This window comes from Pseudomonas fluorescens, from assembly GCF_902498065.1.
Taxonomy (GTDB): Bacteria; Pseudomonadota; Gammaproteobacteria; order Pseudomonadales; family Pseudomonadaceae; genus Aquipseudomonas; species Aquipseudomonas fluorescens_BJ.
In genome coordinates, this window is the sequence record NZ_CABVIR010000002.1 from 677,801 (window position 1) to 698,611 (window position 20,811).

Genomic DNA, 20,811 nt, shown 5'->3' on the forward strand with positions numbered 1-20,811 from the left:
TCGCCGTGAATCACCTCAGAAGCGGTAGGTTGCACCGACGCCGAAACCGTTCGCCCAGTTTTCATACTTGGCGCTGTAGCTCTGGTTGCGAGGGGCACCGTTGCTGTTGTTGACCTTGACCGACTCTTCGCGCAGGTACGAATACGCTACGTCGATGGTCAGGTCGTCGGTCGGGCTCCAGCCAGCGCCCAGGCTGAAAATCTTGCGATCGCCCGTCGGGATGCGTGGGGAGCGGTTTTCGTTGTTGGTTGGAGCCTGGTCGAAGGACAGACCGGTACGCAGCACCCATTGCTTGTTCAACTGATAGGAGGCACCGATGGCGTGAGCCCAGGTGTCGTGCCAGTTCTGCTCTTCAGTGATGGTGCCAAGGCCACGGGCGGCCAGTGCGGCAGGAACGCCTTCGTTCTCGACGGAGATTTCTTTCAGGCGGCTCCAGCGAGTCCAGGTGCTGCCTGCGTAGAGGGTCCACTGGTCGTCCAGCTGATGAGTGACCGAGAAGTCCAGGGACTCAGGCGTGGTAATGTCCAGCGAAGCGTCGAACTTCTGGTTCGGGTTCTGGCCCAGTGCCGCGAGCACGCCGTAGTTGACCTTGGTGTCACCTTCGAGCTTGTACTTCACTTTCGAGTGATAGGTCAGGCCGAGGCGAGTGCTTTCGAGGGCTTGAACCATGATACCGATGTTGTAGCCGATCGCGGTGTCGTCACCTTTGATCTTGACCTGGCCGTCCGGCGCCAGCGGGTTCAGCGACAGGTTCGATTCCAGCTTGCCGTCGATGCGGTTGATGGTCGGACCGAAACCGATCGATACCTTGTCGTTGAAGGCGTAGCTGACGGTTGGCTGCAGGGTGACGATTTTGACTTCGCTCTTGCTGCCGAAGTATTTGCCGGCGAAGCCGTTCTCGTAGTCGGTCACCAGGCCGAACGGAGCGTAGACGCCGAAACCGACTGCCCACTGGTCATCGATTGGCTTTACGTAGTAGCCCATGGGAACGCCCATGAAAGGGACCATGTCACCTTTGTTGGTACCACCATTCGGGCGGGAGCTGGCATCGCTGATGTCAGTGTGCGCGTCGATAAATGCCACGCCACCGGTCACTTGTTCGCGCTTGAGGCGAGCCATGCCGGCAGGGTTGCCAAATACTGTGCTTGCGTCATCGGCAGAGGAAGATCGCCCGGCAAACCCTGTGCCCATTCCACTGATGCTTTGTTCGTTAAGGGCAAAACCACTGGCGAAGATTTGAGTGGATGCCAAGGCAACGGCGAGGCTAAGGGTGGTTTTGAGCATTACTTTTTTCATTATTAGAACTCCTGGTGATCACCGGGGCGGAAATTACCAACATTTTCGTCCCAGCGCCATAGGCTGTATTGCTTGATTTAGAGCGGTTTTGTAGGACAATCCGACCAAATCGCCACCTGTTGGGCGATCTTCTTGAGCGAGGAATTCAGCAGGCGACTTGATTCAGCGGTGATACACAGGTTTGCCAGGCGTAGGTGAAGTCTCTCAGGCGTCCTTGAGGCTGGAAGGTCTGGCGCCAGATTCGGGCCATTCCCAGCAAGTCGTCTGCTTCGGGGAGGGGGGTGTTCTGTTCTTCGACCAGCAGCCAGGCGATGGCGGTGGCGTAACGCAGGTTGACGGTCAATTCGAGGTGCGGGCCACTGAGGAAGGCATGCTGGCTGGCCAGTCCACGCACCAGGCTTGCGCGCTCCGGGTCAAGCGCCAGGTAGTGGTCCCAGAGTGCCTGGTGGCGGGGTTCGGCGATTCGGTACAAGCCGTGCCCGCGACGGTCATGCAGGGCGGAGCCAAGGGCTGACTGACTGGCGGCGATGCCCAGCAGCAGGGATTCGGCAGTCGCGCTATGGCGTCCAAGGTAGATCAGCGTCGGACGGATCACATAACGGCACAGTTCGCTGGCAGCGATACCCATAAAACCCTCGAACATGAAGTGGTCGGCGAGTCCTGAAAGTAGCGTTGGCAGCGGGTGGATCGAATCAGGCTCGCCGTAAGCGGTTCAAGCCGCTTGAGTTGAAGTGTAGTGTCATATTCGCGCTGTAAAGGCCTGTTTTTAAAATATTTCCGGCAGCCAGTTATAACCGTTATATCGGTTAGTGCTTAGGCGACGGCTGCGAAAAGAGAAATATCGGGCAATAAAAAGCCCCGCTATTCAAGCGAGGCTTTTGAGGTTTTCAGCGTTTCTGGCGTCTCAGGCAACCAGTGCCTGACGGGTACGCTCGATCACTGCCTGCAGCGGCTCGGCGCTGGAGTATTGATCGGGGTACAGGCGTTCGCTGTGACGAGCGATGCCGTGTTCATTGACCAGGGTGAAGCTGAAGCAGCCTTTGCGTGCGGCCATGATCAGGCAGTTCATTGGTGCAAAAGCGTTGGTTAGGGTGCGGATGGCATCCTGGGTGTGGATTTGAGTAGTCATTATTGGGTGTTCCTACAAGCGACACGGATAAGAACCGTGCAAAATTAAAACGTTCCAGTGACGACGACCACCATTGGTCGAACGAAGAACCCGACTGGAACAAAGCAGCCAGTTTGAAGCGCTGATTAAGTTGGCGCGCTTGGGCTGGCAGGTAGGTACTTAGGAGGGCAGGCAACACATCAAGGGCAAAGGTTCTGGGCCCGGGGTGAAGATCCTGATCAATTTGCAGGCTGGTTCGGTCAGAGTAAGTGAGCTTCGCAACACCCTTTGCTTTCGATTCAAAGGCTGTGTTGGCGCAAGGTTTACCTGGAAACCATCGAGGTGGTCGATCCCGCTTGTTCGGTAGAGGCTTCCTTTGGGAAGGCTGACCGGGAGGATTTGTTCGACCAGAATTGACTTTCAGCTTGGTACTAACGCCGCGGATACTAACGGATTGAATCGCAGAAGGGAAGTGTGTTAGCCAAAAACATCTCCACGGGCCGGCATTAGTCTGCGGATTGGCGCTCTCCAACGGCCATGAAGCGCAGGTTGCGCCTTGTAAAGGCACAGATTACGACCGTCGGTCGTCGACGTTCGTCGGTCCGGAATCAGCCTGGATCATGGGTTAGCCAGGGTTTATCCCCAGGTCAGGTGCCAAAATGCGCCGAAAAAGCGCATCGATATAACTGGCTTGAAGGTACTTGTGCACATAAGTTGCGCGGACTGTCACGGCCCTGTCATCTGGCCCTCAAGCGTAGTGGGTGCCTGTAACCAAAATTTAAGTCAATGAAAAACATCGGTTTTTTTTACTGGTGAAAAAATCGTCAGTTTGACTGCGAGCCCCATTCCACAGGGGTTTGCGAGAGTTCAAGGGCGGTTGTCCACTGAGTTATCCACAGCTTCTGTGGATTGTCCCGAGCGCTTGCTCTAGCACGGGCGTGCCGGGTTTTTTAGGCTTTACCTGTAAGAAAAAAAGAGTAGAGTGGCGCGCCTTCCGATCTGCCCCACAGTGCTTTATGAAGTTTCGCTCAATACCCGTTTCCGTAACCTCGACTCCTTCCAGCGTCCCCCCGCCCAAGCGCTTTTCGATGCGTGTGGCCGAGTGGTTGCTCGACAGCCCGCGTCTGGGCGAAAACCACAACGTCAAACACTTCGCCGGGCGTCTGCTCAAGCAGCCGGCGCGCGAAGGGGTAGTGGCGGCGCAGAGCCGTCTTGGTCAGTTGATGTGCCGCGAGTGTGGGAATGCAAGGGACCGCCGCATTGGCCAGGACCTCTTGCGTCAGGCCGCGCGGGCAGGGGATCGACGCGCTCAACAGGAACTCGGTCTGATCGAAGACTGAGCTGTCCAAGACCTGATGCCTTGGTTAACCTTCAAGCTTTATCGAACGGGCAGGATTGGCTATGGCGATGGACTTGACCAGCATATTGCTCGGTCTGGCGGGTGCGGCGCTGCCGTTGCTGGTATTGGCCTGGCAACTTCAGCGTCGGGCGAGCACCACGCAGTCTGAAGTTGCACTGCTGGAAGAACGTCTGGCCATGGCCAACCTGGCACAGGACGGGCTGAATGCCCAACTCGAGGCGGCTCGCGACGAAATCGCGGATCTGGGACAGGCCAATGCCGCCAAACAGGCAGACCTGGCCGCCGTGCGCCGTGAAGTCGAATTACTGCAGATTGAACGTGATGACGCCCGCGACGCCGCTCATGCCTGGAACATCGAGCGCGCCGGCAAAGACGTTGAGCTGCGTCGCCTGGACGCTCAAGCCGCGTCGCTGAGTGCCGAGTTGCGAGAGCAACAGGAAAGCCATCAGCAGCGCCTCAGTGACCTGCAAGGCTCGCGGGATGAGCTGCGTGCCCAGTTCGCCGAGCTGGCCGGCAAGATCTTCGACGAGCGCGAGCAGCGCTTCGCCGAAACCAGTCAGCAGCGTCTGGGGCAGTTGCTCGATCCATTGAAAGAACGCATCCAGTCGTTTGAAAAACGCGTCGAGGAAAGCTATCAGGCCGAGGCGCGCGAGCGCTTTTCGCTGGCCAAGGAGCTTGAGCGTCTGCAACAGCTGAACCTGCGCCTGAGCGACGAAGCCACCAACCTGACCCGCGCCTTGAAAGGGCAGAAGACCCAGGGTAACTGGGGGGAGTTGATTCTCGAGCGGGTGCTTGAACACGCCGGTCTGGAAAAGGGCCGCGAGTATCAGACGCAGGTCAATCTCAAAGGCCCGGACGGCGAGCGGTTCCAGCCGGATGTGATCATTTATCTGCCGGGCGACAAGCAGGTGGTGGTCGACTCCAAAGTCAGCCTGACGGCCTATCAGCAATACGTGGCGGCCGAAGACGATGCCATCGGCCAGATCGCCATCAAGCAGCATGTGCTGTCGCTGCGTAACCACGTCAAAGGCCTGGCCGGCAAGGATTACAAGCGTCTCGACGGTTTGCACAGTCTGGATTTTGTCTTGCTGTTCGTGCCCATCGAAGCGGCGTTTTCCGCTGCGTTGCAGGCTGAGCCAACGCTGTTTCAGGAAGCATTCGACCGCAATATCGTGATCGTCAGCCCGACCACGTTGCTGGCCACGCTGCGGGTCATCGACAGCCTGTGGAAGCAGGAGCGGCAGAGTCAGAACGCCCGGGAAATCGCCGAGCGGGCAGGGTGGCTGTACGACAAGTTCGTGTTGTTCATTCAGGACCTGGATGAAGTCGGCAATCGCTTGCAGCAACTGGACAAGGCTTACAGCTCCGCACGCAACAAGCTGACGGAAGGACGCGGCAATCTCGTCAGCCGCAGTGAGCAGCTCAAGTTGCTCGGCGCGCGAGCGAGCAAGAGCCTGCCGGCGGACTTGCTGGAGCGGGCGATGACTGATGTAGATGGGTTGGCCGAGTTGCCCGAGTAAGCTGAAAAGCACCGCCGGCAAGCCGGCTCCTGCACTGACCGATTTAATGTAGGAGCCGGCTTGCCGGCGATGGCGTCCGTTGAAACACCACAGGGCTAAACATCTACACACCTACAACGGTAAATGCCGACTCAACAACGCCCTCAATGCCGCCGGTTTCACCGGTTTGGCCAGGTAATCCAGCCCCGCTGCATGCACCTGCGCCACAGTCTCGGGGCGCCCGTCGGCGCTGATCACCACGCCCGGCACTGGCTCGCCCAAACGGGTACGCAGCCACGCCATCAATTCGGTCCCGGTCTCGCCATTGTCCAGGTGATAATCCACCAGCGCCAATTGCGGACGTACGCCATCGCTGAGCAGCGCCGCGCATTCGTCGCGATTGCGCGCGGTCCAGACCTGACAACCCCAGCGGGTCAGCAAACTGTTCATGCCGATGAGGATGCTGTCTTCATTGTCGATGCACAGCACCTGCGCGCCGCTCAGCAACTTGCCGTTGAGCGGGGCGACTTTGCTCGGCGTCGCGGTTTGCGCCTTTGCCAACGGCACGCTGACGCTGAACACGCTGCCACGGCCCGGCCAGGAACGCACTTGCAAGGTGTGCCCCAGAACGCGACACAGCCCGTCAGCAATCGCCAGCCCCAGGCCCAAACCTTTCTCGGCACGGGTCTGGTGACTGTCCAGGCGTTTGAATTCCTCGAAAATCACTGTCAATTTGTCTTTCGGGATACCCGGCCCACGGTCCCAGACTTCCAGGCACAGTTCACCCTTGTGCCGACGAACCCCCAACAGCACGGGGCCCTTGGCGTAGCGAAAGGCGTTGGTCAGAAAATTCTGCAAGATCCGTCGTAACAGTTTGATGTCGCTGTCGACCCGCAGCGTGCTGCCGCGAACTCGGAATTTGAGCCCTTGGTCCCGGGCCAGCGCCTTGAACTCTGCACCAAGAGTGTCGAACAGCTCATTGAGCACGAACGGTTTCGGATCCGGATTGATCTTGCCGTTTTCCAGGCGAGAAATGTCCAGCAAATCGCTGATCAGGTCCTCGGCCGAGCGCAGTGACGTATCCAGGTGATGAACCAGCTTCTGCGCTTCGCTGGACAAGCCGTCGTCCTGATGGGACAGCGCGGCGGAAAACAGCCGGGCAGCGTTCAGCGGTTGCATCAGGTCATGGCTGACTGCCGCGAGGAAACGGGTCTTCGACTGGTTGGCCGACTCGGCGGTGCCCTTGGCTTCGGTCAGGGCCACGTTGAGTTGCGACAGCTCGTGGGTCCGTTCGGTGACCCGCCGCTCCAGGCCTTCGTTGGCTTCGGTCAGCGCCTGCTCGGCCTCGCGGAACGCGGTGATGTCGGTAAAACTCATGACGAAACCGCCACCCGGCATCGGGTTGCCGATCAGCTCGATCACACGGCCATTGGGAAACAGTCGTTCAGAGGTGTGGGCGCGTCCCTGACGCATCCAGTGCAAACGCCGAGCGACGTGCACTTCGGCTTCACCGGGACCGCACAGGCCACGTTCGGCGTTGTAGCGAATGATGTCGGCAATCGGCCGGCCGACGCTGATCAAGCCATCCGGGTAGTTGAACAGTTCCAGATAACGCCGGTTCCACGCCACCAGCCGCAGCGACTGGTCGACCACGCTGATGCCTTGCGTAATGTTCTCGATCGCGCCTTGCAGCAAGGCACGGTTGAATTGCAGCACTTCCGAGGCTTCGTCGGCGATTCGGACGACATCCTCGAGTTGCATTTCCCGACCTTCGATGGCGGCTTTTACCACTGCCCGCGTCGAAGAAGCACCGAGAACACCGGCCAGCAAGCGTTCGGTATGGGCGATCCACTCGCCGTCGGCGTTCTGGTTCGGGTTGAAACCTTTACCTTGGCGATAGGCGAAACGGATAAAGCTCTGGCGGGCGCGTTCTTCACCGACAAACCGTGCGGCCAGTTGCAGCAGGTCGTCGATCTGCACCGACAGCATGGAACGGGCGCTGGGGCGGGCACTGATTTCCTGGCCGATGAACCGTCCGGCCTGCCAGTGTTCCGAAACACGCGTGCGCGACAACACCGATACCCAGGCGAATAGCGTGAAGTTGGCCGCGAGGGACAGCACCACACCTTGGGTCAGCGGGGTGAGCGGCAGGTTCAGCGGGTTGCCGTGCAGCCACGCCAGCCCGGGGAAAGTGTTCAACGACACACCCAGGCTGTGCGCGGCAATCGGCAGAACCAGCGTGTAAAACCACAGGAATGTTCCGGCAGCGAGGCCGGCGAACACACCGCGACGGTTGGCCTGTTTCCAGTACAACGCGCCCAGCATGGCCGGGGCCAGTTGGGTCACGGCGGCGAAAGCGATCTGGCCGATGGTCGCCAGGCTTGCGGTCGAGCCCAGTAGCCGATAGCTGACATAGGCCAGCAGCAAAATCACCACAATGCTGACCCGACGCACCGACAGCATCCACTGGCGGAACACTTCGAATGGCCGCTCGGCGTTGTTGCGGCGCAACAGCCACGGCAACAACATGTCATTGGAGACCATGGTCGACAGCGCGACGCTGGCGACAATCACCATGCCGGTCGCTGCTGAAGCACCGCCGATAAAGGCCAGCATCGCCAGTGCGGGGTGGGCCTGCGCCAGTGGCAGGCTGATAACAAATGAATCCGGCAACACCGAGCTGGGCAGCAGCATCTGACCGGCCAGCGCGATCGGCACGACAAACAAGGCTGCCAGCGCCAGGTAGGCCGGGAACACCCACTTGGCCAGGCGCAAATCCTGTGGGTCGATGTTCTCCACCACGGTCACGTGGAACTGCCGGGGCAGGCAGATGATCGCCATCATCGCCACACCGGTCTGCACCACCATCGACGGCCAGTTGATGGTTTCCTTCCAGTAGGCTTCGAGGCGCGGCGCGAGCATGGCCTGGTTGAACAGATCGTCGAAGCCGTCGTACAGCCCATAGGTCACGAACGCGCCCACGGCAAGAAAAGCAAACAGCTTGACCAGCGATTCAAACGCGATCGCCAGCACCATGCCGCGGTGGTGCTCAGTGGCGTCGAGGTTGCGCGTACCGAAGACGATGGTAAACAGCGCCAGCACCAGCGACACGATCAGCGCCGTGTCCTGGGCACGGGTGCCCATGGCGTCGGCGCCGGCACCGATCAACAGGTTCACCCCGAGCACAATGCCTTTGAGCTGCAACGCAATGTAGGGCAGCACGCCGACCATGCAGATCAGCGCCACGACGATTGCCAGTGACTGGGATTTGCCGTAACGGGCGGCGATGAAGTCGGCAATGGAGGTGATGTTCTCCTGTTTACTGATCATCACCATTTTTTGCAGGACCCACGGCGCGCAGACCAGCAACAGGATCGGCCCAAGGTAGATCGGCAGGAACGACCAGAGTTGTTCGGCGGCCTGGCCGACGGCGCCGAAGAATGTCCAACTGGTGCAATAAACGGCCAGCGACAGGCTGTACACCCAGGCGCGCACACGCGGCGGCAACGGCGCACTGCGACGGTCACCGTAGAAGGCAATGGCGAACATGATGGCCATATAGGCCAGGGCGACGGCGGCGATCAGCCCGCTGGACAGCGACATGGAAACTCCAGACAAAAGACACCCGGGACTACAGCCCGGACGGACAGTCTCGCACGACCGTCCGAGTTAGTCAGTGTCGACCAAGGTCGTGGCGTGGTGGGGTGTCGCAGGGTTTCAGATCCTGGTTGTCTGTGTTGGCGCCATCGCGAGCACGCTCGCTGCCACAGGGATCTATGTTGGCCATAGATTATGTGGCCGCTGAAGATCCGCTGTGGGAGCGAGCGTGCTCGCGATGGTGGTTTTACTGACTTAACGCAATCTCGATCAACCGATGCAATTCCTCAACCTCCAGCGGCGCTGGCGAAAACAGAATGCGAAAAACCGTCGGCGCCGCTACCAGATTGATCAGCCGATCCACACCCGGTTTTGGTTGATCGGGATAACGATCCAGAATTATCTGCAACTGCCCGCCAATCAGTGAAACGCAAAGGCCTGGCGTCGGGCTCGATTGCACATCGCGCAGCATGTTGCGTCCCGGTTCGGAGCTCATCTCGTCCAGATACTGCTCCGCCCACGCTTGCACATCCCCGCGCAGGCTGCCGGTGTTGGCCGGCTCACTGTCAGGCTGCATGCGCGCCAGGGCGACATCCGCCAGCAACACCGACAGATCGCCCCAGCGTCGATAGATAGTCGACGGCGTAACGCCCGCGCGCGCGGCGATTTGCGGGACGGTCACGGTGGAGCGGTCCTGTTCTTCGAGCAGTGCGCGGACAGCCGAGTGAATCGACTCTTGCACCCGGGCGCTACGGCCTCCAGGGCGTAAACCTTCTTTAATAGTCATGGAGCGGACCTTAACACAAAGAATTTGCTTTAAGCGCTAGCGAGTAGCACACTCCGCAAAAGCAATAAATTAGCTTTTGCGGAGTGTGCACATGTTGAATTCAGCTTCCAACCGTTCCAGCCTGTGGTTTCTGGCGATCACTTTACTCAGTTTCCTCGCCGCTTCCACGGCGCCGACGCCGTTGTATCACTTGTACCAAGAGCACCTGAATTTCTCTGCAGCGACGCTGACGATGATTTTCGGCGTCTACGCCATCAGTCTGCTGGTGGCCCTGCTGACGGTCGGCTCGCTTTCGGATTATCTGGGACGCAAACCGGTGATCTTTACCGCTGTGCTGCTGAACATGCTGGCGATGCTGCTGTTTATCAATGCTGACAGTGTTGCGTGGCTAATCGGTGCGCGGGCGCTTCAGGGGTTTGCGACCGGGATGGCCACTGCCGTGCTGAGCGCTGCATTACTGGATACCGATCGCAAGCAAGGACCGCTGGTCAATAGCGTCGCGCCGCTACTCGGCATGGCGTTCGGCGGCATGGGCTGCGGTCTGTTGGCCGAGTTTGCGCCGCTACCGTTGCGGCTCACTTATTGGGTGTTGTTCGCGTTGTTTGCGATGCAGGCGCTGTATGTCTGGCGCCTGTCGGAAAGCGTCAGTCCGCAGCCGGGGGCACTCGCTTCGTTGCGGCCTACGCTGCATGTGCCCCTCCAGGCGCGGTCCACTTTGTGGCGAGTTCTTCCGCTCAATACCGCTACCTGGGCGCTCGGTGGTTTTTACGCTTCGCTCGCCCCTTCGTTGGTGCGCACGGCCACTGGCTCAACCTCGAACCTGGTCGGTGGATCGACCGTAGCGGCATTGACGGTGACCGGTGCGTTGATGATCTTCACCTTGCGCAATCGGCCCGCCGCCACCGCGCTGGTGTTGGGCGGTACGTTACTGCCCATCGGCATTGTGTTGCTGTTGCTGGGCGTGCACAGCGCCAGCCTGGCATTGTTTTTCCTCGGCACACTGGTGGCCGGTTGCGGCTTCGGTGCCGGGTTCCTCGGCGCGGTGCGCAGCCTGGTTCCGTTGGCGCTGCCCCATGAACGGGCCGGGTTGATGTCGGCGTTTTATGTGCTCAGCTACCTGGCGTTTTGTTTGCCGTCGTTGCTGGCGGGGAATCTGACGCGGACGTTTGGTCTGGTGGCGACCACCGATGGGTATGGTGCCGTGCTGATTATCCTGTCTGTCGGTGCGTTGCTGGCATTGATGCGCGAGCAGTCCATCAAAGTCTGTAGCGCCGATGGTCAATGATCGTTAGCCTTGGCACGCCATTCCTTTCGACGGACCGAACATGAAGATCATCCGCAGCAACGCCTTCACCGCTGACCGTGCCTGGGGAGCGCTGGACATCGCCAATATGAACGGCATCACCACGCGTTTGCACTGGACCGATCAGCCCTACAAGTGGCATGTGAATGACGGCGAGGAAGTGTTCGTTGTGCTCGATGGCCAGGTGCAGATGCGCTATCGCGAAGCAGGCGTGGAGAAAGCGGTGGTGTTGGCTGTAGGCGATATCTTTTACGCCTCGGTGGGCACCGAGCACGTGGCGCATCCGCTGGGCGTGGCGAGGATATTGGTGATCGAATCGGAAGGCAGCGTTTGACGCTATATCTACAAAGCAGATAACAGTTAGAGATATTACCCGTTATATAGATATTCGATTTGCGCCTACCCTGAATTCCACCTCAACAGAGGACAGGAGTTCGCTATGACATGCCCCAACGCCACCCCCGTTTTCAAACCCTTCAGTCACTTGCAGCACCCGCGCGAGGTTATCCGCCAGTTCACCCCGAACTGGTTCGCCGCGACCATGGGTACGGGCGTTTTAGCGTTAGCCCTGGCCCAGTTGCCTGTCGCGTCGCCAGGTTTGCACGCGATCGCCGAAGCCCTGTGGCTGTTCAATATCGGTCTGTTCATCGTGTTCACTGCGCTGTACGCGGCGCGCTGGGTACTGTTCTTCGATGAGGCCCGGAGGATTTTCGGGCACTCCACGGTTTCGATGTTTTTCGGCACGATTCCCATGGGGTTGGCGACCATCATCAATGGCTTCCTGCTGTTTGGCCTGCCTCGCTGGGGCGAGGGGGTCGTCCATGTGGCCGCGTTGCTGTGGTGGCTGGATGTGGCGATGTCGCTGGCCTGCGGTGTGCTGATTCCCTACATGATGTTCACCCGCCAGGAACACAGCATCGACCAGATGACCGCCGTTTGGCTGTTGCCGGTGGTAGCAGCGGAAGTGGCGGCTGCCAGTGGTGGCCTGTTGGCGCCGCACCTGGCCGAGGCCCAGGCGCAAATGGTGGTGTTGGTGACCAGCTACGTGCTCTGGGCATTTTCCCTGCCGGTGGCGTTCAGCATTCTGACCATTCTTATGTTGCGCATGGCGCTGCACAAACTGCCCCACGAAAACATGGCGGCGTCGAGTTGGCTGGCGCTCGGCCCGATTGGCACCGGGGCACTGGGGATGTTGCTGCTGGGCGCCGACGCGCCGGCCATCTTCGCCGCCAACGGGCTTCCGGGCCTGGGTGAAATCGCAGCGGGGCTCGGGCTGGTGGCGGGAATCACGCTGTGGGGCTTTGGTTTGTGGTGGATGCTGATTGCTCTTCTGATTACCGGGCGTTACCTGCGGGCCGGGATTCCGTTCAACCTCGGCTGGTGGGGCTTCACCTTTCCGCTGGGCGTCTATTCTCTGGCAACGTTAAAACTGGCCAGCACGTTGAGCCTGACGTTTTTCAGTGCCTTTGGCTGTGTGTTGGTGGCGTTGCTGACGGTGATGTGGCTGATCGTCGCCAAACGCACGGTGCAGGGCGCATGGCGGGGCGAGTTGTTTGTCTCGCCGTGCATTGCAGGTTTAAAAAAATAACCTGCAAAGATTAGGTAATGTGTGGCCTGGATCGACGTCCGACATTCCAATAGCAGTATCCACGCCATCACAGGGACACACGGAAGATGAGTCACCCCTCACAGTTCACCTTGCTTCGCACCCGGCGCTTCCTGCCGTTTTTCGTGACCCAGTCCCTCGGGGCGTTCAACGACAACGTCTTCAAGCAATCGTTGATCCTCGCCATTTTGTACAAATTGTCCATCGAGGGTGATCGTTCGATCTGGGTCAATCTGTGTGCGCTGCTGTTCATTCTGCCGTTCTTTCTGTTCTCGGCACTGGCCGGGCAGTTTGGCGAGAAGTTCGCCAAGGACGCGCTGATTCGCCTGATCAAGCTCGGGGAGATCGTCATCATGGCGATCGGCGCGGTCGGGTTCGTCTTCGATCACCTGTCGCTGATGCTGCTGGCGCTGTTTGCCATGGGTACGCACTCGGCGCTGTTCGGGCCGGTGAAATACTCGATCCTGCCCCAGGCCTTGCATGAAGAGGAGCTGGTAGGCGGCAACGGCCTGGTGGAAATGGGCACCTTCCTGGCCATCCTCGCCGGGACCATCGGCGCCGGGGTCATGATGTCGTCCGCGCATTACGCGCCCATCGTGTCCACGGCGATCATCGGCATTGCAGTGCTCGGTTATCTGGCCAGTCGCAGCATTCCACGGGCGGCGGCCTCGTCGCCGCAAATGCGCCTGAACTGGAACATCTTCAGTCAATCCTGGGCCACCTTGAAACTGGGCCTGGGGCAAACGCCGGCGGTCTCGCGCTCGATTGTCGGTAACTCGTGGTTCTGGTTTGTCGGGGCGATTTATCTCACGCAAATCCCGGCGTATGCCAAGGAATGGATGCACGGCGACGAAACCGTGGTGACCCTTATTCTCACTGTGTTCTCGGTCGGCATTGCGCTGGGTTCGCTGCTTTGCGAAAAACTGTCCGGGCGTAAAGTCGAGATCGGTCTGGTGCCTTTCGGCTCGTTTGGTTTGACGGTGTTCGGTTTGTTGCTGTGGTGGCATTCCGGCGGAATTCCCGACAGCGTCAACGGCCATGGCTGGATCGAGATTCTCGGTTTTGGCCATACCTGGCTGGTGTTGATCGACATTCTCGGCCTGGGGGTTTTTGGTGGTTTCTACATCGTGCCGCTGTACGCGCTGATCCAGTCGCGCACCCCGGAGAACGAGCGGGCGCGGGTGATTGCCGCCAACAATATTCTCAACGCGCTGTTCATGGTGGTCTCGGCAATTGTTTCGATCGTGCTGCTGAGCCTGGCCAAGCTGTCGATCCCGCACTTGTTCCTGGTGGTGTCGCTGCTGAACATTGGCGTCAACGCGTACATCTTCAAAATCGTTCCCGAGTTCAGCATGCGTTTCATGATCTGGCTGCTCAGCCATTCCATGTACCGCGTGGAGCATCGCAATCTGGAGTTGATACCGGATGAAGGCGCGGCGCTGCTGGTGTGCAATCACGTGTCTTTCGTCGACGCGCTGCTGATCGGCGGCGCGGTGCGTCGGCCGATTCGCTTTGTGATGTACTACAAGATCTACAACCTGCCGGTGCTGAACTTCATCTTCCGCACGGCCGGGACCATTCCGATCGCGGGACGTCAGGAAGACATTCAGATTTACGAAAGGGCCTTCACGCGCATTGCTCAATATCTGAAGGACGGTGAGCTGGTATGCATCTTCCCTGAAGGCAAATTGACCGCCGATGGCGAGATCAACGAGTTCAAGGGCGGGTTGACGCGGATTCTCGAAGAGACGCCTGTGCCGGTGATTCCGCTGGCATTGCAGGGGCTGTGGGGGAGTTTCTTCAGTCGCGATCCCGACAAGGGCGTGTTCCGTCGGTTGTGGTCGCGGGTGACCCTGGTGGCGGGGCCGGCGGTGGCAGTTGAGGCAGCGGAACCGGCGAAGCTGCAAGGGTTGGTCGGGGCGTTGCGCGGCGCTGTTCGCTGATCCTTGTCGATGCGGGCCGATATTGCCGCGAGCCCGCGCTGGCGGCGGTCAGCCCGCCATCGCCAAGCGGTTGCGTCCTTCGCGCTTGGCCACATAGAGCGCACTGTCGGCCCTACGCAACAGGCTCTCGGCCGATTCTCCGGGCAACAGGGTCGAGCAGCCGAGGCTGACGGTCAGCTCGATCAGGTTGCCATCGGCTGAAAAATTCTTGGCTTGTGCCGCGAATCGCAGTCGCTCGCCGACCATGGCGGCGGCTTCCCGGCCGGTGTTGGACAACAGAATCAAAAACTCCTCGCCACCAAAGCGGAACACCATGTCGACGTTGCGCAGCTGGCTCTTGATCGAAGCGGCGACACCCCTGAGCACGTCATCGCCGGCGCTGTGCCCGTGGTTATCGTTGATGTGTTTGAAGTGGTCGATGTCCAGCATCAGCAGTGACAAAGGTTGCAGATGCCGGCGCGACATCTCGATTTCCCGCTGCAGCGTCTGATCCATGGCAATGCGGTTACCGGTGTCGGTGAGGGGGTCGCGCAGGGCACTTTGGGTGGCGGCGCGGTAGAGCAGGGCATTGCGCATCGGGTACATCAACGCGGACAGCGAAGATTCGAGATTGCCCAGTTCCTGCTCGCTGAAACGCTGGTTGCGGCGGAACACCAGTTCACCCAGATGCTCGCCTTCATGGCTGAGGCTATAGCTGATCGAATGGTGGCCGCGCTGGCCGTATTCCAGGCGCAAATCGCTGGCCTTGTGTTGGTAGCTCAGGGCATCGAGCGGTACGAGTCGCTGAATTTCACGGTAGAAGAGCCCAAGAATGCGTTGCGGCTCAAGACTGGTTTGCAGCTGCAAACTCAGTTGCTGGCGCAATTGCGCAAGGCTGACCGGCCTCTCCAGAAGAGGGGGCTGCTGACCAAAGCCCAGGCGTTGCAATTTGGCGCTATCGAAGTCAATTGCGTTGGTCTGGGAAGGTGATTTCATATGGCGTGCACCCCTAAGCAGTAAGGCTGTCTTACAGGCTGGGTGAGAGCGGCTTTGGGCTGCGCGTCATACTGGTCCATCAGTCCCGTAGGACATTTGGAGCAAGTCTAATCTGCTTTGCTGGAGATTAGTAACCAATCGACCCGAAGGTCTGCCCGCCTGCTTTCACACCGCGTGTCTGAACAGATATAGAGCGAAAGTCATGCCATTCGGTTCATTCGGATTAAAGCCGTTTAAAATCAACGCACTGGAAGTGTCTTAAGTTGTTTTCAGCTTATTCGGCGACATTTGTTTGACTGAATTCAGGTGCAGTTGCGCCGCTTATGGGTGCCGTGACGGAAATTCGCCACGGCACAAAAGCGACGCACGGTGTTACTGAGCGTTGAATGCCTGGCCGTTGATGCCGGTGCTGTCCGGGCCCATCAGGTAAAGGTAGACCGGCATGATCTCCTCGGGTGTCGGGTTGCTCAGCGGGTTTTCGCCCGGGTAAGCCTGGGCGCGCATGCTGGTGCGGGTGGCGCCCGGGTTGATGCTGTTGGAGCGTACCGGAGCGACGGTGTCGACTTCGTCGGCCAGGGTTTGCATCAGGCCTTCGGTGGCGAACTTGGAGACGCCATAAGCGCCCCAATACGCACGCCCCTTGCGGCCGACGCTGCTGGAAGTGAATACCACCGAGGCGTCCTGCGACAGTTTGAGCAGTGGCAACAGCGTGCTGGTGAGCATGAACATGGCGTTGACGTTGACTTGCATGACGCGCATGAAGTTCTCGCCGGAGAGCTGTTCGATCGGCGTGCGAGGACCAATGATCGACGCGTTGTGCAGCAAGCCGTCGAGGTGGCCGAATTCAGTTTCGATCATCGCCGCCAACTCATCGTATTGATGGGGCAGGGCGGTTTCCAGATTGAACGGGATGACTGCAGGTTGTGGATGACCGGCGGCTTCGATTTCGTCGTAGACCTGAGTCAGGTTGGCTTCGGTCTTGCCCAGCAACAGCACGGTGGCGCCATGCGCGGCGTAGGTTTTCGCAGCGGCAGCGCCAATACCGCGACCGGCGCCAGTGACCAGGATGACCCGGTCCTTGAGCAATTCAGGGCGGGCGGAATAATCAAACATAAAAAAACCTCAAAAATCAGAATGCGGGCGACCGATGCGCGGTCCTGCAGGAGCCCGGCAAGCCGGCTCCTACGAAGCGGTGCGGATCAGCAGCTACAGAGCGCGCTGTCCAACACCTTGCGCAACTCCAGCGGATGATCGACCACCACGTCCGCACCCCAGTGCCGCGGGTTATCGTCGGGGTGGATGTAGCCAAAGGTCACGGCGGCGGTCTTGGTGCCGGCATCACGACCGGATTCGATGTCACGCAGGTCATCCCCCACAAACAGCACGCTGGCCGGATCGAGGTTGAGCATCTTGCACGCCAGGATCAACGGCTCCGGGTCCGGTTTGCTGTTCTTCACGTGATCCGGGCAAATCAGCAGCGCCGAGCGTTCGGCCAACCCGAGTTGCTGCATGATCGGCTCGGCAAACCGCAGTGGTTTGTTGGTGACCACGCCCCAGATCAGGTTGGCTTTCTCGATGTCGGCCAGCAACTCGCCCATACCGTCGAACAGTTTGCTGTGCACCGCGCAACCCACGAGGTAGCGCTCCAGGAACTCCAGGCGAAGTTCTTCGAAGCCCGGAGATTCCGGGTCCATGGAGAAGGTCACAGCGACCATCGCCTTGGCGCCGCCGGAGATCTCGTCGCGGATGTGCTTGTCATTGATCGGCGGCAAGCCGCGATCGGCACGCATCGCCTGACAGATCGCAATGAAGTCCGGCGCGGTGTCGAGCAGCGTGCCGTCCATGTCGAAAAGGACTGCTCTGATACGCATCGACTTACTCCTCGCGCAGGGTCTGGATCATGTAGTTGACGTCCACGTCGGCCGCCAGTTTGTAGTGCTTGGTCAGCGGGTTGTACGTCAGGCCGATGATGTCTTTGACGGTCAGGCCGGCCATGCGGCTCCAGGCACCGAGCTCGGAAGGGCGGATGAATTTCTTGAAGTCGTGCGTGCCGCGAGGCAGCAGCTTCATGATGTATTCGGCGCCAACGATGGCGAACAGGTACGCCTTCGGGTTGCGGTTGATGGTGGAGAAGAACACCTGGCCGCCCGGTTTGACCATTTTGAAGCAGGCGCGGATCACCGAAGACGGATCCGGCACGTGCTCAAGCATTTCCAGGCAAGTGACCACGTCGAACTGCTCGGGCATTTCTTCAGCCAGGGCTTCGGCGGTGATCTGTCGGTACTCGACGCTGACACCCGATTCCAGCTGATGCAGTTGAGCGACGGCCAGCGGCGCTTCGCCCATGTCGATGCCCATCACGGTCGCGCCGCGTTGCGCCATGGCTTCGCTGAGGATGCCGCCGCCGCAACCGACGTCGAGGACTTTCTTGCCGGCCAGATTCACCCGTTCGTCAATCCAGTTGACCCGCAGCGGGTTGATGTCGTGCAGTGGCTTGAACTCGCTTTCGCGATCCCACCAGCGATGGGCCAGGGCTTCGAATTTGGCGATTTCGGCGTAGTCGACGTTACTCATGGTTCATCCTCTAAAACTTGAAAAATCCTGTTGCCCCGGCGTTGAGTCCAGGGTGCTTACAATTCGGTATGGCCGCTGATGCGCTGGCCCCAGGCCTTGGCGGTGGCGCACAGCTGTTCTTCATCCAGACGGGTCAGGCGGCGGTCGTCGAGCAATTGCTTGCCACCTACCCAAAGGTGTTTCACGCAGTCCCGGCCAGTGGCGTATATAAGCTGTGAAACCGGGTCGTACACCGGTTGCTGCGCCAGGCCGGAAAGGTCGAACGCGACCATGTCTGCGGCTTTGCCGATCTCCAGCGAGCCGACCTCGGCCTCGATCCCCAGCGCCCGTGCGCCGTTCAGCGTGGCCATACGCAACGCGCGATGGGCGTCCAGTGCGGTGGCCGAGCCGGCGACGGCTTTGGCCAGCAACGCAGCGGTGCGGGTTTCGCCAAGCAGGTCGAGGTCGTTGTTACTAGCCGCACCATCGGTGCCGACGGCCACATTGACGCCCGCCTGCCACAAACGCTCCACCGGGCAGAAACCGCTGGCCAGTTTCAGGTTCGACTCCGGGCAATGAATCACATTGGTGTTGCTTTCTACCAGCATCACCAGGTCGTCCTCGCTGATCTGCGTCATGTGAACCGCCTGGAAGCGCGGCCCCAGCAGGCCCAGGCGTGCAAGGCGGGCCAGCGGGCGCTCGCCACGCTGCTCGACCGATTGCTGCACTTCGAAGGCTGTTTCGTGGACGTGCATGTGAATCGACGCGTCCAGCTCTTCGGCGATCACCCGGATTTTCTCCAGGTTTTCGTCGCCCACGGTGTAGGGGGCATGGGGGCCGAAGGTGACTTTGATGCGTTCGTGGTGCTTGAGATCGTTGAACAGTTCAACGCCCTGACGAATGGCGTCGTCCGCCGTACTGGCGCCCGGAATCGGGAAATCGAGGATCGGAATCGCGATTTGCGCGCGTATGCCGCTGTTATGCACGCGTTCGCTGGCAACCTTCGGGAAGAAATACATGTCAGAGAAGCAGGTAATGCCACCTTTTATCTGTTCGGCGATGGCAAGGTCGGTACCATCGCGTACAAACGCTTCATCGACCCATTTGGCTTCGGCGGGCCAGATGTGGTTTTCCAGCCAGGTCATCAGCGGCAGGTCGTCGGCCAGGCCACGGAACAGCGTCATCGCTGCGTGCCCGTGAGCGTTGATCAGGCCGGGACTGAGCAGCATGTCCGGCAGTTCGCGGACTTCGGTTGCGTCAAGCTTCAGCGCGGCGGACCGCGGGCCGATAAACACGATGCGCCCGTCGCGGATGCCCACGCCATGCTCTTTGAGGACAACGCCAGCGGGTTCGACGGGTACCAGCCAGGTCGGCAGCAATAACAGGTCGAGCGCAGCGGCAGTGTTCGGCATCGAGGGTCGGTTCCAGTGCTTTTGTAAAGGATGGCGAAGTATACCCGAGCGTCTTCGCGGTGGGATCGCTATAATCGGCGGCTTTGTTTATGAGTGCGGGGTGAGGGATGCGCGATCGACTGTTGGCTGCGGAGAAGGTGAAGGCCATCGATTGGCGTGATGGCGCCCTTTATCTGCTGGATCAGCGTGTTTTGCCGTTCGAGGAAACCTGGATCGCCTACACCAGCGCGGCCGGCGTGGCCGAGGCGATTCGTTCGATGGTGGTGCGCGGCGCGCCGGCGATTGGCATCAGTGCTGCGTATGCCATGGTGCTGTCAGCCCGCGCCCGTATTCTCGAGGGCGGTGACTGGCAGGCCGCGTGGGAAGAGGATTACGCGTTGCTGGCCGATTCCCGTCCAACGGCGGTGAATCTGTTCTGGGCCTTGAGTCGCATGCGTGACCGCCTGGATCGTCTCAAGGGCGATACCGACCCTTTGGCGGCGCTGGAGGCGGAGGCCATCGCCATTCACGAAAGTGATCGCGAAGCCAACCTGACCATGGCGCAACTGGGTGTGGACCTGATCCGCAAGCACCAAGGCAACGCGCAGGCGATCCTGACCCACTGCAACACCGGCGCGCTGGCCACCGGCGGTTTCGGCACGGCGCTGGGGGTTATTCGCGGGGCCTTTATCGAAGGCATGGTCGAGCGCGTCTACGCCGACGAAACCCGTCCCTGGCTGCAAGGTTCGCGACTGACCGCATGGGAGTTGGCCAACGAAGGCATTCCCGTGACCCTCAATGCCGATTCCGCCGCCGCGCACATCATGAAGACCAAAGGCATCACCTGGGTCATCGTCGGCGCCGACCGGATCACCGCCAATGGCGACGTGGCCAACAAGATCGGTACTTATCAACTGGCGGTGAACGCCATGCACCACGGCGTGCGCTTCATGGTGGTGGCACCGAGCTCGACCATCGACATGAATCTGGCCAGCGGCGACGACATTCCGATTGAAGAGCGTGACGGCCGAGAGTTGCTGGAAGTGGGCGGCAAGCGGGTCGGGGCGGATGTCGATGCGTTCAACCCGGTGTTCGACGTCACCCCGGCGGACTTGATCGACGCGATCGTCACCGAGAAAGGCATCGTCGAGCGTCCGGACACGGCGAAGATGGCGCAGTTGATGTGCCGCAAGCGTCTGCATTGAAGGGATTTGGTGTCTGATCGATCGCCATCGCGGGCAAGCCCGCTCCCACAGAAATTTGTGTTGTGCCGCAAATCCCGGGCATTTCATGATCCCTGTGGGAGCGGGCTTGCCCGCGATGAGGCCCGCAAATTCAATAAAACAGTCTGAATTCTGCATTCGGCAACCCTCTGAGCCCCTCTCGTCCCCGT

The 20,811-nt window shown here is 59.9% G+C and carries 17 protein-coding genes; 7 read left to right on the top strand and 10 right to left on the bottom strand.

The window, feature by feature from the left end; all coding sequences use genetic code 11:
- Positions 1-15: 15 nt before the first annotated feature.
- From F8N43_RS12485 to F8N43_RS12495, 3 genes are all read right to left on the bottom strand, one after another.
- Positions 16-1,296: an OmpP1/FadL family transporter gene (locus tag F8N43_RS12485; RefSeq protein ID WP_150630142.1), complete on the bottom strand. Its 1,281-nt coding sequence runs from the start codon at positions 1,294-1,296 to the stop codon at positions 16-18.
- Between the two features lie 145 nt (positions 1,297-1,441).
- Positions 1,442-1,924: a hypothetical protein gene (locus F8N43_RS12490; protein ID WP_008033583.1), complete on the bottom strand. Its 483-nt coding sequence runs from the start codon at positions 1,922-1,924 to the stop codon at positions 1,442-1,444.
- Positions 1,925-2,200: 276 nt separating this feature from the next.
- On the bottom strand, positions 2,201-2,425 hold the full coding sequence (locus F8N43_RS12495; protein WP_008031832.1) for a hypothetical protein: 225 nt from the start codon (positions 2,423-2,425) through the stop codon (positions 2,201-2,203).
- Between the two features lie 995 nt (positions 2,426-3,420).
- On the opposite strand from F8N43_RS12495, the gene F8N43_RS12505 reads away from it, so the two are divergent.
- Both F8N43_RS12505 and rmuC read left to right on the top strand, forming a co-directional pair.
- A complete protein-coding gene (locus tag F8N43_RS12505) occupies positions 3,421-3,744 on the top strand; it encodes a sel1 repeat family protein (RefSeq protein ID WP_150630141.1) in 324 nt (107 codons plus the stop codon).
- Between the two features lie 175 nt (positions 3,745-3,919).
- The gene (rmuC, locus tag F8N43_RS12510; RefSeq protein WP_191623641.1) at positions 3,920-5,284 is read left to right on the top strand and encodes a DNA recombination protein RmuC; all 1,365 of its coding nucleotides are present in this window, start codon (positions 3,920-3,922) and stop codon (positions 5,282-5,284) included.
- 111 nt (positions 5,285-5,395) lie between these two features.
- Here rmuC and F8N43_RS12515 read toward each other — a convergent pair whose 3' ends face one another.
- Positions 5,396-8,866, bottom strand: a complete 3,471-nt coding sequence (locus F8N43_RS12515; RefSeq protein WP_150653843.1) for a PAS domain-containing hybrid sensor histidine kinase/response regulator — start codon at positions 8,864-8,866, stop codon at positions 5,396-5,398.
- Between the two features lie 241 nt (positions 8,867-9,107).
- Positions 9,108-9,647, bottom strand: a complete 540-nt coding sequence (locus F8N43_RS12520; protein WP_150630138.1) for a TetR/AcrR family transcriptional regulator — start codon at positions 9,645-9,647, stop codon at positions 9,108-9,110.
- 91 nt (positions 9,648-9,738) lie between these two features.
- Between F8N43_RS12520 and F8N43_RS12525 the strand changes: the two genes are divergently transcribed.
- The 4 genes from F8N43_RS12525 (at position 9,739) to F8N43_RS12540 (ending at position 14,499) form a co-directional block, all read left to right on the top strand.
- A complete protein-coding gene (locus F8N43_RS12525; protein ID WP_150653844.1) occupies positions 9,739-10,932 on the top strand; it encodes an MFS transporter in 1,194 nt (397 codons plus the stop codon).
- Positions 10,933-10,972: 40 nt separating this feature from the next.
- A complete protein-coding gene (locus F8N43_RS12530) occupies positions 10,973-11,284 on the top strand; it encodes a cupin (RefSeq protein WP_150630136.1) in 312 nt (103 codons plus the stop codon).
- 105 nt (positions 11,285-11,389) lie between these two features.
- The gene (locus F8N43_RS12535) at positions 11,390-12,538 is read left to right on the top strand and encodes a TDT family transporter (RefSeq protein WP_150653845.1); all 1,149 of its coding nucleotides are present in this window, start codon (positions 11,390-11,392) and stop codon (positions 12,536-12,538) included.
- A gap of 86 nt (positions 12,539-12,624) precedes the next feature.
- Positions 12,625-14,499 carry an MFS transporter gene (locus tag F8N43_RS12540; RefSeq protein ID WP_150630134.1) on the top strand — a complete coding sequence of 625 codons (1,875 nt, stop codon included), beginning with the start codon at positions 12,625-12,627 and terminating at the stop codon, positions 14,497-14,499.
- A 48-nt stretch (positions 14,500-14,547) separates the two neighbouring features.
- Here the strand turns inward: F8N43_RS12540 and F8N43_RS12545 are convergent, their stop codons facing one another.
- The 5 genes from F8N43_RS12545 to F8N43_RS12565 all read right to left on the bottom strand — a co-directional run bounded on the left by F8N43_RS12545 (position 14,548) and on the right by F8N43_RS12565 (position 19,439).
- Positions 14,548-15,474: a GGDEF domain-containing protein gene (locus F8N43_RS12545; RefSeq protein WP_150630133.1), complete on the bottom strand. Its 927-nt coding sequence runs from the start codon at positions 15,472-15,474 to the stop codon at positions 14,548-14,550.
- Positions 15,475-15,846: 372 nt separating this feature from the next.
- Positions 15,847-16,587 carry a YciK family oxidoreductase gene (locus F8N43_RS12550; RefSeq protein WP_150630132.1) on the bottom strand — a complete coding sequence of 247 codons (741 nt, stop codon included), beginning with the start codon at positions 16,585-16,587 and terminating at the stop codon, positions 15,847-15,849.
- 86 nt (positions 16,588-16,673) lie between these two features.
- Positions 16,674-17,345 carry an N-acetylmuramic acid 6-phosphate phosphatase MupP gene (mupP, locus tag F8N43_RS12555; RefSeq protein WP_150630131.1) on the bottom strand — a complete coding sequence of 224 codons (672 nt, stop codon included), beginning with the start codon at positions 17,343-17,345 and terminating at the stop codon, positions 16,674-16,676.
- 4 nt (positions 17,346-17,349) lie between these two features.
- On the bottom strand, positions 17,350-18,048 hold the full coding sequence (gene ubiG, locus F8N43_RS12560; protein WP_109633737.1) for a bifunctional 2-polyprenyl-6-hydroxyphenol methylase/3-demethylubiquinol 3-O-methyltransferase UbiG: 699 nt from the start codon (positions 18,046-18,048) through the stop codon (positions 17,350-17,352).
- A gap of 56 nt (positions 18,049-18,104) precedes the next feature.
- Positions 18,105-19,439 (bottom strand): TRZ/ATZ family hydrolase, encoded by a 1,335-nt coding sequence (locus tag F8N43_RS12565; protein ID WP_150630130.1) that lies wholly within the window; start codon positions 19,437-19,439, stop codon positions 18,105-18,107.
- 107 nt (positions 19,440-19,546) lie between these two features.
- Between F8N43_RS12565 and mtnA the strand changes: the two genes are divergently transcribed.
- Complete coding sequence (gene mtnA / locus F8N43_RS12570; RefSeq protein ID WP_150630129.1) at positions 19,547-20,623, top strand: S-methyl-5-thioribose-1-phosphate isomerase; 1,077 nt, start codon at positions 19,547-19,549, stop codon at positions 20,621-20,623.
- Positions 20,624-20,811: the final 188 nt, after the last annotated feature.

Excerpts from the sequence above, each read along its gene's own strand:
- F8N43_RS12530 (WP_150630136.1), top strand. The coding sequence starts at position 10,973 with ATGAAGATCATCCGCAGCAACGCCTTCACCGCTGACCGTGCCTGGGGA.
- F8N43_RS12515 (WP_150653843.1), bottom strand. The coding sequence starts at position 8,866 with ATGTCGCTGTCCAGCGGGCTGATCGCCGCCGTCGCCCTGGCCTATATG.
- mtnA (WP_150630129.1), top strand. The coding sequence starts at position 19,547 with ATGCGCGATCGACTGTTGGCTGCGGAGAAGGTGAAGGCCATCGATTGG.
- F8N43_RS12485 (WP_150630142.1), bottom strand. The coding sequence starts at position 1,296 with ATGAAAAAAGTAATGCTCAAAACCACCCTTAGCCTCGCCGTTGCCTTG.
- F8N43_RS12565 (WP_150630130.1), bottom strand. The coding sequence starts at position 19,439 with ATGCCGAACACTGCCGCTGCGCTCGACCTGTTATTGCTGCCGACCTGG.
- mupP (WP_150630131.1), bottom strand. The coding sequence starts at position 17,345 with ATGCGTATCAGAGCAGTCCTTTTCGACATGGACGGCACGCTGCTCGAC.
- F8N43_RS12550 (WP_150630132.1), bottom strand. The coding sequence starts at position 16,587 with ATGTTTGATTATTCCGCCCGCCCTGAATTGCTCAAGGACCGGGTCATC.
- ubiG (WP_109633737.1), bottom strand. The coding sequence starts at position 18,048 with ATGAGTAACGTCGACTACGCCGAAATCGCCAAATTCGAAGCCCTGGCC.
- F8N43_RS12520 (WP_150630138.1), bottom strand. The coding sequence starts at position 9,647 with ATGACTATTAAAGAAGGTTTACGCCCTGGAGGCCGTAGCGCCCGGGTG.
- F8N43_RS12525 (WP_150653844.1), top strand. The coding sequence starts at position 9,739 with ATGTTGAATTCAGCTTCCAACCGTTCCAGCCTGTGGTTTCTGGCGATC.
- F8N43_RS12540 (WP_150630134.1), top strand. The coding sequence starts at position 12,625 with ATGAGTCACCCCTCACAGTTCACCTTGCTTCGCACCCGGCGCTTCCTG.
- F8N43_RS12505 (WP_150630141.1), top strand. The coding sequence starts at position 3,421 with ATGAAGTTTCGCTCAATACCCGTTTCCGTAACCTCGACTCCTTCCAGC.
- F8N43_RS12535 (WP_150653845.1), top strand. The coding sequence starts at position 11,390 with ATGACATGCCCCAACGCCACCCCCGTTTTCAAACCCTTCAGTCACTTG.
- F8N43_RS12495 (WP_008031832.1), bottom strand. The coding sequence starts at position 2,425 with ATGACTACTCAAATCCACACCCAGGATGCCATCCGCACCCTAACCAAC.
- F8N43_RS12490 (WP_008033583.1), bottom strand. The coding sequence starts at position 1,924 with ATGGGTATCGCTGCCAGCGAACTGTGCCGTTATGTGATCCGTCCGACG.
- F8N43_RS12545 (WP_150630133.1), bottom strand. The coding sequence starts at position 15,474 with ATGAAATCACCTTCCCAGACCAACGCAATTGACTTCGATAGCGCCAAA.